The 14,660-nt window shown below is 71.3% G+C and carries 15 protein-coding genes; 13 read left to right on the top strand and 2 right to left on the bottom strand.

Annotation, left to right across the window (positions count from 1 at the left end; genetic code table 11):
* Positions 1–42 precede the first annotated feature (42 nt).
* The 5 genes from recO (at position 43) to ACFSVL_RS40260 (ending at position 4,493) form a co-directional block, all read left to right on the top strand.
* Entirely contained in the window at positions 43–819 is a 777-nt protein-coding gene (recO, locus tag ACFSVL_RS40280; protein WP_043837421.1) for a DNA repair protein RecO, read from the top strand.
* 26 nt (positions 820–845) lie between these two features.
* Positions 846–1,664, top strand: a complete 819-nt coding sequence (locus ACFSVL_RS40275) for an isoprenyl transferase (protein WP_378312370.1) — start codon at positions 846–848, stop codon at positions 1,662–1,664.
* Positions 1,661–2,080: a YbjN domain-containing protein gene (locus ACFSVL_RS40270; RefSeq protein ID WP_378312368.1), complete on the top strand. Its 420-nt coding sequence runs from the start codon at positions 1,661–1,663 to the stop codon at positions 2,078–2,080. Before ACFSVL_RS40275 ends, ACFSVL_RS40270 begins: the two co-directional genes overlap by 4 nt.
* A gap of 650 nt (positions 2,081–2,730) precedes the next feature.
* Positions 2,731–3,750, top strand: coding sequence for a permease (locus ACFSVL_RS40265; RefSeq protein ID WP_378312367.1), 1,020 nt, complete (start codon positions 2,731–2,733; stop codon positions 3,748–3,750).
* On the top strand, positions 3,747–4,493 hold the full coding sequence (locus ACFSVL_RS40260) for a TIGR03943 family putative permease subunit (RefSeq protein WP_378312365.1): 747 nt from the start codon (positions 3,747–3,749) through the stop codon (positions 4,491–4,493). The genes ACFSVL_RS40265 and ACFSVL_RS40260 overlap by 4 nt, the downstream gene beginning before the upstream one ends.
* Positions 4,494–5,211: 718 nt before the next feature.
* On the opposite strand, the gene ACFSVL_RS40255 is transcribed toward ACFSVL_RS40260, so the two are convergent.
* Complete coding sequence (locus ACFSVL_RS40255) at positions 5,212–5,625, bottom strand: Fur family transcriptional regulator (protein ID WP_378312363.1); 414 nt, start codon at positions 5,623–5,625, stop codon at positions 5,212–5,214.
* A gap of 2 nt (positions 5,626–5,627) precedes the next feature.
* Positions 5,628–5,990, bottom strand: a complete 363-nt coding sequence (locus ACFSVL_RS40250; RefSeq protein ID WP_378312455.1) for an ArsR/SmtB family transcription factor — start codon at positions 5,988–5,990, stop codon at positions 5,628–5,630.
* Positions 5,991–6,820: 830 nt separating this feature from the next.
* On the opposite strand from ACFSVL_RS40250, the gene ACFSVL_RS40245 reads away from it, so the two are divergent.
* From ACFSVL_RS40245 to ACFSVL_RS40210, 8 genes are all read left to right on the top strand, one after another.
* Entirely contained in the window at positions 6,821–7,930 is a 1,110-nt protein-coding gene (locus ACFSVL_RS40245; RefSeq protein ID WP_378312362.1) for a hypothetical protein, read from the top strand.
* The gene (locus ACFSVL_RS40240) at positions 7,930–8,568 is read left to right on the top strand and encodes a class F sortase (RefSeq protein ID WP_378312360.1); all 639 of its coding nucleotides are present in this window, start codon (positions 7,930–7,932) and stop codon (positions 8,566–8,568) included. Before ACFSVL_RS40245 ends, ACFSVL_RS40240 begins: the two co-directional genes overlap by 1 nt.
* 95 nt (positions 8,569–8,663) lie before the next feature.
* Positions 8,664–9,317, top strand: a complete 654-nt coding sequence (locus ACFSVL_RS40235) for a class F sortase (RefSeq protein WP_378312358.1) — start codon at positions 8,664–8,666, stop codon at positions 9,315–9,317.
* Positions 9,318–9,407: 90 nt separating this feature from the next.
* Positions 9,408–10,796 carry a glycine--tRNA ligase gene (locus tag ACFSVL_RS40230; protein WP_378312453.1) on the top strand — a complete coding sequence of 463 codons (1,389 nt, stop codon included), beginning with the start codon at positions 9,408–9,410 and terminating at the stop codon, positions 10,794–10,796.
* Between the two features lie 152 nt (positions 10,797–10,948).
* On the top strand, positions 10,949–11,878 hold the full coding sequence (locus ACFSVL_RS40225) for an ABC transporter ATP-binding protein (protein WP_378312356.1): 930 nt from the start codon (positions 10,949–10,951) through the stop codon (positions 11,876–11,878).
* Positions 11,875–12,615 carry an ABC transporter permease gene (locus tag ACFSVL_RS40220; RefSeq protein ID WP_378312355.1) on the top strand — a complete coding sequence of 247 codons (741 nt, stop codon included), beginning with the start codon at positions 11,875–11,877 and terminating at the stop codon, positions 12,613–12,615. The genes ACFSVL_RS40225 and ACFSVL_RS40220 overlap by 4 nt, the downstream gene beginning before the upstream one ends.
* A 23-nt stretch (positions 12,616–12,638) precedes the next feature.
* Positions 12,639–13,859 carry a sensor histidine kinase gene (locus tag ACFSVL_RS40215; protein ID WP_378312353.1) on the top strand — a complete coding sequence of 407 codons (1,221 nt, stop codon included), beginning with the start codon at positions 12,639–12,641 and terminating at the stop codon, positions 13,857–13,859.
* Positions 13,856–14,461 (top strand): response regulator, encoded by a 606-nt coding sequence (locus ACFSVL_RS40210; protein WP_378312351.1) that lies wholly within the window; start codon positions 13,856–13,858, stop codon positions 14,459–14,461. Before ACFSVL_RS40215 ends, ACFSVL_RS40210 begins: the two co-directional genes overlap by 4 nt.
* Positions 14,462–14,660: the final 199 nt, after the last annotated feature.

The raw sequence follows: 14,660 nt of genomic DNA, 5'->3' as shown, positions 1-14,660 counted from the left end.
TGTCCCGCCCCGGCGTCGCCCCCGAAGTGGGACGATGTCGGGGTGGTGAACCTCTACCGCGACACCGGGGTGGTGCTGCGCACGCACAAGCTGGGCGAGGCCGACCGGATCGTCACCCTGCTCACGAGGCGGCACGGCAAGGTCCGGGCCGTCGCGAAGGGCGTGCGGCGCACCTCGTCGCGGTTCGGGGCGCGGCTGGAGCCGTTCGGGCACGTGGACGTGCAGTTCTATCCCGGCCGCTCGCTCGACGTCATCACCCAGGTCGAGACTGTCGACGCGTTCGCCCTGCCGCTGGTGGCCGACTACCAGCGCTACACCGCGGCGTCCGCGATCGCGGAGACCGCGGACCGGCTGTCGGCTGAGGAGGGCGAGCCGGTCCTGAAGCTGTACCTGCTGGTCGTGGGCGCGTTGCGCGCACTGGCCGGCGGACAGCGGGACGCGTCGCTGGTGCTCGACGCGTTCTTCCTCCGGGCCATGGCCTACGCGGGCTGGGCCCCGGCGATCACCGAATGCGCCCGCTGCGGCCTGCCCGGCCCGCACGCCGCGTTCAACGTCGCCGCGGGCGGCTCGATGTGCCCGGACTGCCGCATCGCCGGCTCGGTGCATCCCGCGCCCGAGGTGCTGACCCTGCTCGACGCGCTGCTGCAGGGCGAGTGGGCGGTCGCCGAATCGTCGCCCGGGATCACCCGCCGGGACGCCTCCGGCCTGGTCGCGGCGCATCTGCAGTGGCATCTGGAACGGCAGCTGCGGTCCCTCCCGCTCGTGGAGCGGCGTGCCCGGGAGGCCGCCGGGCCGGGCCCAGTAGGGTCGGCCGGGTAGGAAATCCATTCTTCAGGAGGCCGTAAGTGCTGCGCAGGGGACGGGAGACCCGCTCGGCGGGGTACGAGCAGCGGGCGCCGGAGCCGCACGCATCCGGCGCGAAACCGCCGGAGATCCCGGCGGAGCTGGTGCCGAAGCACGTCGCCCTCGTCATGGACGGCAACGGCCGCTGGGCCAACCAGCGCGGCCTGCCGCGGATCGAAGGCCACAAACGCGGCGAGGCCGTGATGATCGACGTCGCGAGCGGCGCGGTCGAGATCGGCGTGAAATGGCTGTCGGTGTACGCGTTCTCGACGGAGAACTGGAAGCGCAGCCCCGAGGAAGTCCGGTTCCTGATGGGCTTCAACCGCGACACCATCCGCCGCCAGGTCGACTACCTCGGCTCGATCGGCGTGCGCATCCGCTGGGCGGGGCGGCGGCCGAAGCTGTGGGCCAGCGTGATCAAGGAACTGCAGATCGCCGAAGAGAAGACCAAGAACAACACCAAGCTCAACATGACCATGTGCGTCAACTACGGCGGCCGCGCCGAACTGGGCGACGCGATGCGCCGGATCGGCCAGGACGTCGCGGCGGGCAAGATCAACCCGGACAAGATCGACGAGCGCACCGTCGCGAAGTACCTGTACCAGCCGGACATGCCGGACGTGGACCTGTTCCTCCGGCCGTCCGGCGAGCAGCGGACGTCGAACTTCCTGGTGTGGCAGTCGGCGTACGCGGAGATGGTCTACCAGGACACGCTGTTCCCGGACTTCGACCGGACGCACCTGTGGCAGGCGTGCCTCGACTTCGCGAAACGCGACCGCCGGTTCGGCGGCGCGGTGGACCAGGCAGGGAGCACGAAATGAGCACCGCGGAAGCCGCCGAGACCGGCGCACTGCTCACCCGGGCGCGCGAAGCACTGGAACGCTACCTGGAAGTCCACGTCGACGACGACGGCGCCATCACGTTCTCCCACGCGGACGTCCCGTGCGTCATCCAGGCGACCCGCCTCGCCGACGGCCTGACGGTGCTCAGCCTGACCTGCGTCGTGGCCTGGGACCTGCCCGACGACCCGGCCCTCGCGGTCGCCGTCGCCGAACGGGCCGGGCAGGGGCTGTTCGGGACTTTGGGGGTCGGCCACACGGAACGCGGGATGGACGTGACGCTGCGGTACGCCTTCCCGGCGGAGGGGATGGACCCGTCGCCGCTGGGGACGTTGCTGATGCTGGTGGTGTCTACGGCTTCGCAGCTGCGGACGGAGCTGCCCGGCGTGGAGGCCTGAGCCGGGGTTCGGCTGGGTTTTTCTTTCGCTGTCTGGGTTTTCGCGGTTGGGTTTGCTTTGTGGTGGCTGGGTGGTCGCGGCTGAGCTTGCCTTGGGCTTCGCCGCGTGCTTCGTCGCCGGGGTGAATTTCTTGGCCCGCCTTGCCCGCGCGCGGCGTAGCCGATGCCCGTTCGCATCGCTCCGGTCGGGCTGAACTTCGCTTCGTTTGCTTGGTTTCACCGCTGGCTCCCGGATTCGGGATCGTCCTGGCTTCCGCCTGTGACCTGCCTCCGCGGCCTTGCCTGCTTGCTGCTTTGTCGGAGCCTTTTCGTTGGCTGGTTCGGTCGGTGTTCCGTCCCGCGCCCGCAGCCGTTGCTTTGTGCGCACCCGAAGTGCTGCTTTGCCGCGCATCGTTGGCTGTTCTCTCTATCCGCTTCGGAGTTCCTTCCCGCCTGCGGCCCCCTTGTCGCCCCGCGTCTGCCCGTCCTGCCGCCAACTCCCTCTGCTCAAGCTCCTCTGCCCGTCCCCCGTCGCGCCGCCTCAGCAACCTGCCCGATTCCGCCCCTTCCTCCCTCCCAATCGGGTGACATTCACGCAAAACCGGCGCGAGGGGTCCCCTCGCCGCACCGGCGGCTGGGGTTCTGTCGTACCCGGCTGGCATCATCGCCTTCGTGGAAACCCTTTCCAACAACGCCGCCGAGGAGCGCCCCCGCACGCGGCGGTTCCGAATCAGCTCCATCGAGATCCTGTGCGCCGTGCTGCTCGTGGCTGTCCTCGCGCAGAGCAAGCTCCAGGATCTCTTCGACGTGCCCGCGCTGCGCACCGGATCCACCGTGTTCGTCGCGGTGTGCGTGCAAGCCCTGCCGTTCCTCGTGCTCGGCGTGCTGATCAGCGGCGCGATCGCGGCCTTCGTGCCCGCCCGGGTGCTGGAACGGGTGCTGCCGAAGAAAGCGTCGGCCGCGGTCGGCGTTGCCGGGCTGGCGGGTGTCGCGTTGCCCGGCTGCGAATGCGCTTCGGTCCCCGTCGCGCGGCGGTTGATCGGGCAAGGCGTCGCGCCCGCCGCCGCGCTTACCTTCCTGCTCGCCGCGCCCGCGGTGAACCCGGTGGTGCTGGTGGCCACCGCGGTCGCCTTCCCCGGCCGTCCGGAGATGGTGTTCGCGCGGTTCGCCGGTTCGCTCGCCACCGCGATGGCGATGGGCTGGATCTGGGCCCGCTGGGGCAAACTCTCGTGGATCACCGAACGCGCGCTGCGTCGGCTGCCCGACGTCGCGCCGGGACAGCGATGGCGGGTATTCGCCGAAACCGCCCGCACCGATCTCGTTGAGGCAGGCGGGTTTCTCGTGCTCGGCGCGTTGATTTCCGCGTCCCTCAACGTTCTCGTGCCCGCGAAGTGGTTCGAAGTGTTGTCCGGACAGATAATCGTCGGCGTAGTCGTGATGGCGGTCCTCGCCGTGGTCCTCGCGCTGTGCAGCGAAGCGGACGCGTTCGTCGCCGCCTCTCTCACCGCCGTGCCGCTGCTGCCGAAGCTGGTGTTCCTGGTGGTCGGCCCGGCCGTCGACGTGAAGCTGTTCGCCTTGCAGACCGGCACTTTCGGCCGCTCGTTCGCGGCGAGGTTCGCCCCGGTCACCTTCGTGGTGGCGATCGCCTGCGGCACCGTGGCCGGCGTGATTTTCCTTGGCGGCGTCCGATGAGGCGCGAAACCCAGAACGTGCTGCTGATTCTGCTCGGCGGCGCGCTAGTGAAGATCGCCCTCAACGGCGACTACCTGCGCTACGTGAAACCAGCCCAGCAACTATGGATCATCGCTGGCGGTGCCGTGATGCTGCTGCTGGGTGCGGCGGCCATCGTCCGCGACATCGCCACCGCGCGCGCCGCGGCGAAAGCAGCCCACGAGTCCGAAGCGGACACCGACCACAGCCACGGCCACCACCACCCGGCGCGATCGGCCTGGCTGCTGGTAGTCCCGGTGCTAGCGGTGTTCCTCGTCGCCCCGCCTGCCCTCGGCGCGGATTCCGTCACCCGCACCGAAGCCCGCCTGCCCGCCAGCGCCGCGACCACGTCCGCAGCCGCGTTCCCCCCGCTGCCCGCCGGCGCGGTGGTGCCGATGGCGATGAACGAGGTCGTCACGCGCGCGGGCTGGGACGCCAACGGCACCATGAACGGGCGCACCGTCGAGATCTCCGGATTCGTCGTCCACACCGGAGGCCAAACCCTGCTGGCCCGCCTGGTCATCAGCTGCTGCGCGGCCGACGCGGCGCCAGTGACGGTGCACCTGAAGGGCGGCGACGCCGACCGCTTCCCGAGCGACACCTGGCTGCGAGTCACCGGCCAGATCGTCCCGGGCACGGCGACCGAGGCGAACAGCTACACGCCGGACCTGGTCCCGGCGACAGTCGAGCGAATCACCGCGCCGAAGGACCCGTATGAGTACTGAAAGGAGCAACGCCCCCGACTCCCCGGCGGCGACCGTCTCGGAACGCGGGCCGCCGCAGCCACGCGCCCGGTGCACCTGAGTTACTTCGGCTGATCCCGGAGCAAGTTCCGCCTCGCGCGCTCGTCTCAAGGCCGCCGCTTGAGACAGCCCCGTGGACGGAACCCTGACCGCGATCGGCACGAGTTGCTCAGAGCTGCGAAACCCTGCGGCCTGACGGCCTCGCAGCGGCCCCGCTCGCCTGACGCGAGCTTCGAGACCCACGTCTCCGGCCAGCCCCAGGACGGTCCCGCCGCCGAACGGGCAGCTCACGGCGCAGCGGCCCCTGCTCCATACGATCGGCACCGCCAGCCGATCAACGAGCGGGAGCGGTTCGGCCAGCCACGGAGCAGGTCCGTCGTCGGAAGGGGCGGCCTTGGCGGTCGAGGACGGTGGTCGAGGACCCGCGTCTCCGGCCAACCCCGTGCAGGCCCCCAACCTCCTTGGCCCAGGTGCTGGATCGGCCCGGACGGCCGGCCAAACTGGCAACAGCTCGGGCGCGAGGATCGGCAGCGAACGTCCTAGACGAGCAGGTAGTGCCCGGCCAGCGCAGGCAGTGCCCCCGGCCAGGCGCGGAACAGGTCGCCGTCCTGGCCGCCTCAGCTCCCGTGCTCGGCAGCTCCCGTGCTCGGCTCGGCCCCGTGCTCGGCGAACCGACCTGCTCCGGCGCAGCCCGGAGCGGTCAGCTCGAGTGCTCGGCGCAGGTCCCGGTGATCTCCACGGTGTGGCTGATGTCGGTGAACCCGTGGTCCGCCGCGATCTTCTCCGCCCAGCGTTCCACCGCGGGACCCTCGACCTCCACGGTGCGCCCGCACACGCGGCACACGAGGTGATGGTGGTGGTGCGACGAGCACCGGCGGTAGATCGCTTCGCCGGAGTCGGTGCGCAGCACGTCGATCTCGCCCGCCTCGGAGAGCGACTGCAGCGTCCGGTAGACGGTGGTCAGGCCGATGCCGTCGCCGCGCTTGCGGAGTTCGTCGTGCAGCTCCTGGGCGGAGCGGAAGTCGTCCACGGTGCTGAGCAGGTCGACCACCGCCGCGCGCTGCTTCGTGGAACGCCGGCCTGGCACCGGGACCGGTTTGGGGACCGAGGACATCGTCACTTCCCTTCCTGCACGTGGGTGACCGCGTCGACGACGATGTGCGCCAGGTGGTCGTCCACCAGCCGGTAGACGACCTCGCGGCCGCGCCGCTCACCCTGCACCACGCCCGCGGTCTTGAGGACCCGCAGGTGCTGGCTGATCAACGGCTGGGCGACGTCGAGTTCGTCCACGAGTTCGTGCACGCACCGGTCCGCCTCCCGCAACTGCAGCACGATAGCGATCCGCACCGGAGCGGCGAGCGCCCGGAGCAGTTCGCCCGCGTCGGCGAGCGCGCCCGCAGGCACGGCCGCCGGTCCGGCGCCCGCGGACCGCCCGGCCGACCCGCGCCTGTCGACCGGATGCGGCGGATCCGCAGGCAGCTCTGCTTGCGTGCCGCCGGTCTCGTCCGTGGCGCTGGAACGAGCGGACTGGCCAGCCGGCCCGTCGGCGTCGGCAGGATGCGGTGGCTCTGCTTGCGTGCTGCTGGCGGCCTGGTCCGTGGTGCGGGCACCGTCGGGTCGCCTGGCTGATCCGTCGGCGTCGGCGGGATGCGGTGGGCCCGCGGGCGGCTCTGCTTGCGTGCTGCTGGCGGTCTCGTCCGCGGCGCGGGCACCACCAGATCGGCTGGCTGGCCCGTCGGCGGAATGCGGCGAGTCTGCCGACAACTCCGCCCGCGCATCGCCGACAGCCCCGCCCGAACCAGCGGAATCCGCAACCCGCCCGCCCGAGCCAGCCGCATCCGTGCCGGCCGACGCCGCCGGAGTCGCCCCGGCCCGGACGTCGTCGTTCCCCCCGGGCTCCGCAGCGTTCCCGGCCGCCGAAGCCGAAGCCGCAGCCCCCAGGCCGTCGGACAGGGCGCTCGAAGGTGCCGATGTCATCGCTGCCTCCCACTCGCGTCCCGCCGCCGCATCCGGCCGCTGCTTCCGGGGCCGACGGCGGGAACCGTGGCGGGACCGGGGCGGCGTTTCCGAAGCCGGATGTCATTGCCGATAACCTTCGCCGCCATCGTAGTGTTCCCTTCCCCGGGCGCGGTGATCGCCGGGGCCCGGGGGAGCCGCGTTCCGGATTGACCCGATCGGGTGAGTTCGTGAAGATGTGGCTTGTCGGCTTCGCAAGTGGTGGCGGACGGTGCAAGGTGGTCGCGGGGGCGTTTCGTCGCGTCTCGTACAGTGGCGGACCGCTCGGGGTTGCCGGAGGGCAGTGGGGAGACATGACTCGTTTCGTGACGAAGGCCGCGGTGGCGGCCCTGGTGGCACTGCCGGCGCTGGCTCCGGCCGCGGCGGCGCAGACCCCGGCCGGGCAGGCCGTCGACGAGAAGACGGGGCCGGTGTCGTTCGCGAACGTGGCGTCCGTCCGGCTCGGCGGCGACCCGCAGCACGGCGGCGCGCTGATCACCGAGACCCAGCGGTCCCCGCTCACGCCCGGGCAGTCGCAGCTCGGCACCGACCGCGTGGCGGTGCCGAAGAACGACGGCGAGCGCACCACGTTCGGCCCGAATTACCAGATCGACCTCGGCAAGTACGGGGACAGCGCGGCCAGCCCGTACCCGGCGGGCATCGCCAGCCGGGACCACCAGGTCATCGCCGCGCTGCAGACCACGCACGTGCCCACCGCCGTCGCGGAGACCAATTACGCGCTGCGCGACAACGGCCGCAAGAAGCCCAAGGCGCTCGACAACACGATGCTGGTCCTGGAAGGCGCGCGCAGCTCGGTCGACTGCTCCGGCCCCGGCAAGGTCACCAGCGCCACCACGGCCGCCCGCGTCTGGGTGCGCGGCGCGGACGACGCGCTGAAGCAGATCGCGATGCCGGCCAGCGGGACGCTCAACGTCACCGGCCTCCAGATGGGCTCGCCCACGGACGTGCCGCAGAGCGACCCCGGCAAGACCACCTCGGACCTCGTCGTGTCCCGCGTTTCGGCGTTCGACCAGCTGATCAAGCAGGACGGCTGGCGTTCCGGCGATGTCACCGCGCAGGCGGGCTGGCGCGTCCAGATCACCACGCACGCGCGCGACGACAAGAACACCAAGCTGAGCGACGTGCAGACCAGCATGGTGCTCGGCGGCGTCAGCTGCTCGATCCCGAAGAACTTCGTCGCCGCGGCGGGCAACGGCTCCGGCACGGGCTCCGCGAACACCGTGCAGCAGCCGTCGGTGCCCACCGAGGTCCCGGCGGGCTACGCCGGGGCCGCCGCTCCGTCCAGCGACCTGCGCCTGCCGCTCGGCTTCGGCCTGCTCGGCGGCGGTCTGCTCTTCGGCGCGGTCGCGATCGTGCTCGGCCGGCGCCGCGCGGCGCGGGTCGTCCGCTCCCGCGGCGAATAGTGCCGCGCACCGTGCTGACGGTCGCGTCAGCGGTGATCGCCGTTCTCGCGATCGCGGCTGGCGTGATCGTCCTGACCTGGGTGCCCGCGTCGACGCCCGCCGTCGTGGCCGATCCGCCGCCCGGTTCGCTGCCGGGCGAGGACGGCGCGCCCGCCGAGCTGCCGTCCGACGGCCAGGCGATCGGCCTGCAGCGCCCCGGCAGCATCCGGTTGCCGGACGGATCCGAGGCCCGGCTGAAACGCGTCGAGATCACCCAGAAAGGCATCCTGCCGATCCCGCGCGGCCTCGGCGACGCGGCGTGGTGGGGCGCTCGCCTCGGCGCGGCGCAGGGCGCGGCGGTGCTGTCCGGGCACGTCAACTGGGCCGGCACGAAGGGTCCGTTCGACGACCTGTGGCGCGTCCACGACGGCGACAACGTCAGCATCGTCGACGCGTCCGGCGGCCGCTGGCTGTACCGCGTCACCGGCGCGGCCACGATCCCGAAGGAGCAGCTGCCCGCGCAGGCTCCCGGCTGGTTCGCCCAGACCGGCCCGCACCGCCTGGTCCTGGTCACCTGCGGCGGCGACTACGTCGGCGGCACCGAGGGCTACGACGAGAACCGGATCGTCACCGCGGACCTGGTCTCCCGGCCGGACTGAGCGGCCCCGCCGGGCATCCCGGCGAAAAACCGTGCAACCCCGGCGCGTCCCCGCGGCATGTCTCCCCGGAGAAACCTCCGGACCAGGGGAGCACGATGCAGGGGACAGAAGCCCGACCGGCACGCAAGCTCGGCGCGTTGATCGTCGCCGCCGCCGTAGTGGTGGCAGCGATCATCGCCGCGGTGCTGATCTTCACCGGCGACGACAGCGCCGGCTCGGCGCAGCCGCAGCAGCAGACCGGCACCAGCCAGGGCACTGAGCAAGGAAGCAGCCAAGCCGGGAACAGCCAGCCGGATCCCGGCCAGACCCCGGGCTCCGTCCAGCTGCCGGGCGGCGGGCAGGCGAAGCTGATCGCCGAGGAGGTCGGCGAGGACGGCGCGCTGCCGATCCCCAAGAGCCTCTCCGAGGCGGCCTGGTGGGGATCCGGCGTCGGGGCCGCACAGGGCGTCACGCTGCTGTCCGGGCACGTCAACTGGGCGGGCAAGACGGGGCCGTTCCAGGAACTCTGGCGGATGAAAACCGGCCAGATCGTGACCGTCGCCGACGCCGCGGGCAAGAAGTGGGAGTACAAGATCGACGAGGTGCGCACGATCCACAAATCGGACCTGGCCGCCGAATCCGCGAAGCTCTTCGACCCCGAGGGGCCGCACCGGCTGGTGCTCGTCACGTGCGGCGGCGACTACGTGGGCGGACAGGAGGGCTACGACGACAACCGGGTCGTGACGGCCTCGCCGGTCACCCGTTCGTGACCTCCGACCTGCGCGGAGGTGCCCGGGACCGGCCGGATACGCTGGGTCTTCTAGTCCGATAACCGTCCCCGCATGCGTCCGGAGCGTGGAGTGCCCGCCAACAAAATCGAAACCGTCGTCAGTCTGTGCAAACACCGTGGCTTCGTCTTCCCCTCGGGAGACATCTACGGCGGCACCAGGTCGGCGTGGGACTACGGGCCGCTCGGCGTTGAGCTGAAGGACAACATCAAGCGCCAGTGGTGGAAGACCGTCGTGCAGAGCCGCGAGGACGTGGTCGGCATCGACTCGTCGGTGATCCTGCCGCGCCAGGTCTGGGTCGCCTCGGGCCACGTGAACGTGTTCACCGACCCGCTGATCGAGTGCCTGTCGTGCCACAAGCGGTTCCGCGCCGACCAGCTCGCCGAGGACTTCGAGGCCCGCACCGGCAAGGCGACCACCGAGGACGACCTGTCCGAGGTGCCGTGCCCGAACTGCGGCACCCGCGGCAAGTACACCGAGCCGCGCGACTTCAACATGATGCTGAAGACGCACCTCGGCCCGGTCGAGACGGAGGAAGGCCTGGCCTACCTCCGTCCGGAGACCGCGCAGGGCATCTTCGTGAACTTCCTCAACGTGCAGAAGGCCTCGCGCAAGAAGCCGCCGTTCGGCATCGGCCAGATCGGCAAGTCCTTCCGCAACGAGATCACGCCGGGCAACTTCATCTTCCGCACGCGCGAGTTCGAGCAGATGGAGATGGAGTTCTTCGTCGAGCCGGGCGACGACGAGCAGTGGCACCAGTACTGGATCGACGCGCGCACCGAGTGGTACAAGGACCTCGGCATCAAGGCCGAGAACCTGCGCCACTTCGAGCACCCGAAGGAAAAGCTCTCGCACTACGCGAAGCGCACCGTCGACATCGAGTACCGGTTCGCGTTCAACGCCGGCCAGGAGTGGGGCGAGCTGGAAGGCATCGCCAACCGCACCGACTTCGACCTGACCACGCACTCGAACCACTCGGGCGTGGACCTGTCGTTCTTCGACCAGGCCTCGGGCCAGCGCTACCGGCCGTTCGTGATCGAGCCGGCCGCGGGCGTCGGCCGGTCGATGATGGCGTTCCTGGTCGACGCGTACGACGAGGAAGAGGTGCCGAACGCCAAGGGCGGCACCGACAAGCGCACCGTGCTGCACCTCGACCCGCGGCTCGCGCCGTTCAAGGCCGCGGTGCTGCCGCTGTCGCGCAACGCCGACCTGTCGCCGAAGGCGCGCGACCTGGCCGCGCGGCTGCGCAAGCACTGGAACGTCGACTTCGACGACGCCCAGGCGATCGGCCGCCGCTACCGCCGCCAGGACGAGATCGGCACGCCGTACTGCGTCACGGTCGACTTCGACACCCTCGAGGACAACGCCGTGACCATCCGCGAGCGCGACAGCATGAAGCAGGAGCGCATCTCGATCGACCAGGTCGAGTCGTACCTGGCCGGCCGCCTGATCGGCTGCTGACCGGCGCGAAACCCTTTCCGGACGGCCCTTTCCCGCACTGCGGGGGAGGGCCGTCCGGCGTTTCCGCCTCCGCGCACCCCTGACACCTGTCACGGCCGGGTCGTGACGCTCGGCCTGCGTACCGGCCGCCTCGGCGCGGCAGGCTTCACCGCATGGACAACACACAGGAAATCGCGGCGGGGGCGGCGATCCGGCTGGGCGGGATCGCCAAGCGGTACGGGGACGTGCGGGCGGTCAAGCAGGTCGACCTGACCATCGCGCCGGGGGAAGTGGTGGCGCTGCTCGGGCCCAACGGGGCGGGCAAATCGACCACCGTCGACATGATTCTGGGGCTCACCACGCCGGACGAGGGCACCGTTTCGGTGTTCGGCCGGACGCCCGCCGACGCGGTCCGCGCCGGGATGATCGGCGCGATGCTGCAGGGCGGCACGCTGCTGGACGACCTGACCGTGCGCGAGACCGTCGGTCTCGTCGCGAAGCTGCACCGCCGTCCGATGCCGGTGCGGGACGCGCTGCGCAGCGCCGGCGTCGAGGACATCGCCGACCGGCGCGCCAACAAGCTTTCCGGCGGGCAGAAGCAGCGCGTGCGGTTCGCGGTCGCGCTGGTGTCCGACCCCGATCTGCTCGTGCTGGACGAGCCGACCGCGGCGATGGACGTCGGCAGCAGGCGGGAGTTCTGGAAGTCGATGTACTCGTTCACCGACACCGGCCGCACCGTGCTGTTCGCGACCCACTACCTCGAAGAGGCCGAGGAATTCGCCGACCGGGTCGTGCTGATGCGGGCCGGGGAGATCGTCGCCGACGGGTCCGTCGCGCAGGTCCGCGCGCTGGCGGGCGGCCGTACTATCCGCGCGGTACTGCCCGCCGGGGTCAGCGACCGGCTGGTCTCGGCGCTGCCCGCGGTCACTTCCTGCGAACTGCGCGGCGAACGCGTCGCACTGTCCAGTTCGGACTCCGACACCACCCTGCGCGCGCTGCTCGCCGCGGTCCCGGCCGTGCGCGACATCGAGATCGGCGCGGTCGGCCTCGAAGGCGCGTTCCTTTCCCTGACCTCCGACGAAACGGAAGAAGCAGTCCGATGAATCCCGCCTATCTGCTCGTCGAAACCCGCAGGCTGTTCCGCTCGCCGCGGTTCCTGGTCTTCGTCGTGGCCTTCCCGGTGGTCATGTTCCTGTTGCAGGCCACCGTGTTCACCGACAAATCCGCGCCGGACCACGTCGCGGTCTCAGCCGTGCTGATGGTCAACATGATGACGTTCGGCACCTTCGCCGCGGCCACCACGAACGGCGCCCGGCTCGCGATCGAGCGAGCGGGCGGCTGGCAGCGGCAGCTGCGGCTGACCCCGCTGTCCGGCGCGGGCTACCTCGGCGGCAAAGCGCTGTCCGGGATGCTCGCCGGGCTGCCCGCGCTGATCCTGGTCCCGGTCATCGCGGCCTTCTCCCAGGGCGTGCACCTCGACCCTGCGGGCTGGCTGCGCGTCTTCCTCGGCGTTTTCCTCGGCACCATCCCGCTCGTGCTGCTCGGACTGCTGCTGGGCCAGTTCGGCACGCCGGAGTCGATGCAGCCGATCAGCATGATCGTCACGCTCGGCATGGGTTTCCTCGGCGGGCTCTGGATTCCGCTGGAGGGCATGCCGTCCTGGATGCACGACGTCGCGCAGATCATGCCCACCTACTGGGTCATCGGGCTGGTCCGCCCGGCCGTGACGAACCAGCTGCTGGTGAGCTTGCCCGCCGCGATCGGGGTGCTCGGGGCGTGGACGCTGATTCTCGGGATTGTCGTGGTCAGGCGTTACCGTAAGGACAGCGCCCGGGTTTGACCGGGCGGGGAGGGAAGAACGACGTGCGGCCACAAGGCCATCGGGCGGCGACCGGCGAGCACCGGTTCGGGCTCAACGACCGGGCGTCCTGGTGGGACGATCCGCCGGCGCGCCCCGGCAGCGGCCCGAAGAAGGCCGGCTGGCCGATCGTCTCGGTGGCGTTCCTGCTGCCGCTCGTGATCCCGGCGACCCGGGGCCTGATCGAGGACCCCGGGCCGCTGTGGATCCGGATCCTGCTCGGCGTGCTGGTCTACGCGTACTGCGCCTGCTACGCCGTCTTCCCGCTGGTCTTCGGCAAGCCCCGGCAGGTGAAGCTCTGGTTCGGCGGGGGCATGCTGGTGCTGGGCCTGTTGTCCGCGCTGACGACCGGCGCCAGCCCGTACGTCGTGCTCTACGCGACCGCGACGCTCGCTTTCCTGCTCCCGGCGGCGTGGGCGGTGATCTTCAACGTGGCGGCGCTCGGCCTGCTGGTGCTGGTCCTGCACCTGCGCGGGGATCTGACGGAGCGCATCGGCGACCTGATCACGGTCGCCTCGGTCACGTCGGCGATGTTCTTCATGGCCAATCTGGTCCGGGTGATCCGCAGGCTGGAGCTGGCGAACCAGGAGATCGCGACGCTGGCGGTGGCCGGCGAGCGCGAGCGGGTCGCCCGCGATCTGCACGATCTGCTCGGGCACAGCCTCACCACGATCACGGTCAAGTCCGGGCTGGCGCGGCGGGTGCTGGAAAGCTCCGGCGACATCGACCAGGCAGTGCGGGAGATCCGCGAGGTCGAGGGGCTCACGCGCTCGGCGCTGTCGGATGTGCGGGCGACGGTGTCGGAGTACCGGGAGGTGTCGCTGTCCGCGGAGATCGCGGGGGCGCGGGCGGCGTTGCGCGCGGCGGAGATCGACGCGGACCTGCCGCACGCGGTGGACAACGTGCGCGGGGAACTGCAGAGCACGTTCGGCTACGTGCTGCGCGAGGCGATCACCAACGTGCTGCGGCATTCCGGCGCGAAGGCGGTGAAGGTGCGGCTGGGTCGGGACTGGCTGGAGGTCGAAGACAACGGCCGCGGCGCGGGGGATGTGGCGCGGGGCAACGGCTTGCGCGGATTGTCCGAACGCCTGGCCGCGGTCGGGGGCACCTTGGCGACGCGGCCGCGGCCCGGGGGAGGATGGGTGGTCCGGGCGGAGGTCCCGGAGCCGCGCCCGGACGGATCCGCCGTCGCGGTGCGGGCCGAACCCGCTGGAGGACTGGCGTGATCCGGGTGCTGCTGGCCGACGACCAGGCGATGGTGCGCGGCGCGCTGGCCACCGTGCTCGGCCTGGAGGCCGACATCGAGGTGGTGGCCCAGGTCGGCACGGGCGACGAGGTGGTGGCCGCGGCGAAGGAGTCGGCGCCCGACGTCGCCCTGCTCGACGTACAGATGCCCGGCATGGACGGGCTCACCGCGGCGGCCGGGCTGAAGACCGCGCTGCCGGCGTGCCGGGTGATCATCTGCACCACCTTCGGCCGCCCCGGCTACCTCGCCCGGGCGATGGCCGCGGGGGCGGCCGGGTTCGTGGTGAAGGACGCGCCGCCGGAACAGCTCGTCGAGGCGGTCCGCCGAGTCCACAGTGGACTGCGCGTGGTCGACCCGGCGCTGGCCGCGGAATCGCTGGCCACCGGCGCCAGCCCGCTCACCGCCCGGGAACGCGACGTGTTGAGCGCGGCCAAGGACGGCAGCACGGTCGCGGACATCGCGCGGTCGCTGTTCTTGTCCGACGGGACGGTGCGCAACCACCTGTCGTCGGCGATCGGCAAAACCGGCGCGCGCACCCGCGCGGAGGCGGTGCGGCTGTCCGAGGAACGCGGCTGGCTCTAGCCTCGCCAGCGCGGTGCGGAGCACCAGCCGGATGCTGGCCTCGCTCCGGCAGAGGTCAGTGAAGGGTCTTTGAGGGACCCCTGCCTGGGGACCTAACGCGGTTTCCTGGGCACGGCCGAGGCGTGGTGGCCTGGGCCGACGAGGTCAGCGCGGCTCCCGTCAGGGCCGGGTTTGCCGTCTGTGAGGGCCGCCCTGAGGG

The sequence above is a fragment of the Amycolatopsis silviterrae genome (genome assembly GCF_042684085.1).
Taxonomy (GTDB): Bacteria; Actinomycetota; Actinomycetes; order Mycobacteriales; family Pseudonocardiaceae; genus Amycolatopsis; species Amycolatopsis silviterrae.
The sequence above is the reverse complement of the archived record's forward strand: the minus strand, read 5'-3'. Positions and strand labels throughout refer to the sequence as shown.

What these genes read in the sequence shown, in the direction of transcription:
- ACFSVL_RS40270 (WP_378312368.1), top strand. Translation starts at nt 1,661, where the DNA reads ATGAGCACCGCGGAAGCCGCCGAGACCGGCGCACTGCTCACCCGGGCG.
- ACFSVL_RS40260 (WP_378312365.1), top strand. Translation starts at nt 3,747, where the DNA reads ATGAGGCGCGAAACCCAGAACGTGCTGCTGATTCTGCTCGGCGGCGCG.
- ACFSVL_RS40255 (WP_378312363.1), bottom strand. Translation starts at nt 5,625, where the DNA reads ATGTCCTCGGTCCCCAAACCGGTCCCGGTGCCAGGCCGGCGTTCCACG.
- ACFSVL_RS40245 (WP_378312362.1), top strand. Translation starts at nt 6,821, where the DNA reads ATGACTCGTTTCGTGACGAAGGCCGCGGTGGCGGCCCTGGTGGCACTG.
- ACFSVL_RS40235 (WP_378312358.1), top strand. Translation starts at nt 8,664, where the DNA reads ATGCAGGGGACAGAAGCCCGACCGGCACGCAAGCTCGGCGCGTTGATC.
- ACFSVL_RS40225 (WP_378312356.1), top strand. Translation starts at nt 10,949, where the DNA reads ATGGACAACACACAGGAAATCGCGGCGGGGGCGGCGATCCGGCTGGGC.
- ACFSVL_RS40220 (WP_378312355.1), top strand. Translation starts at nt 11,875, where the DNA reads ATGAATCCCGCCTATCTGCTCGTCGAAACCCGCAGGCTGTTCCGCTCG.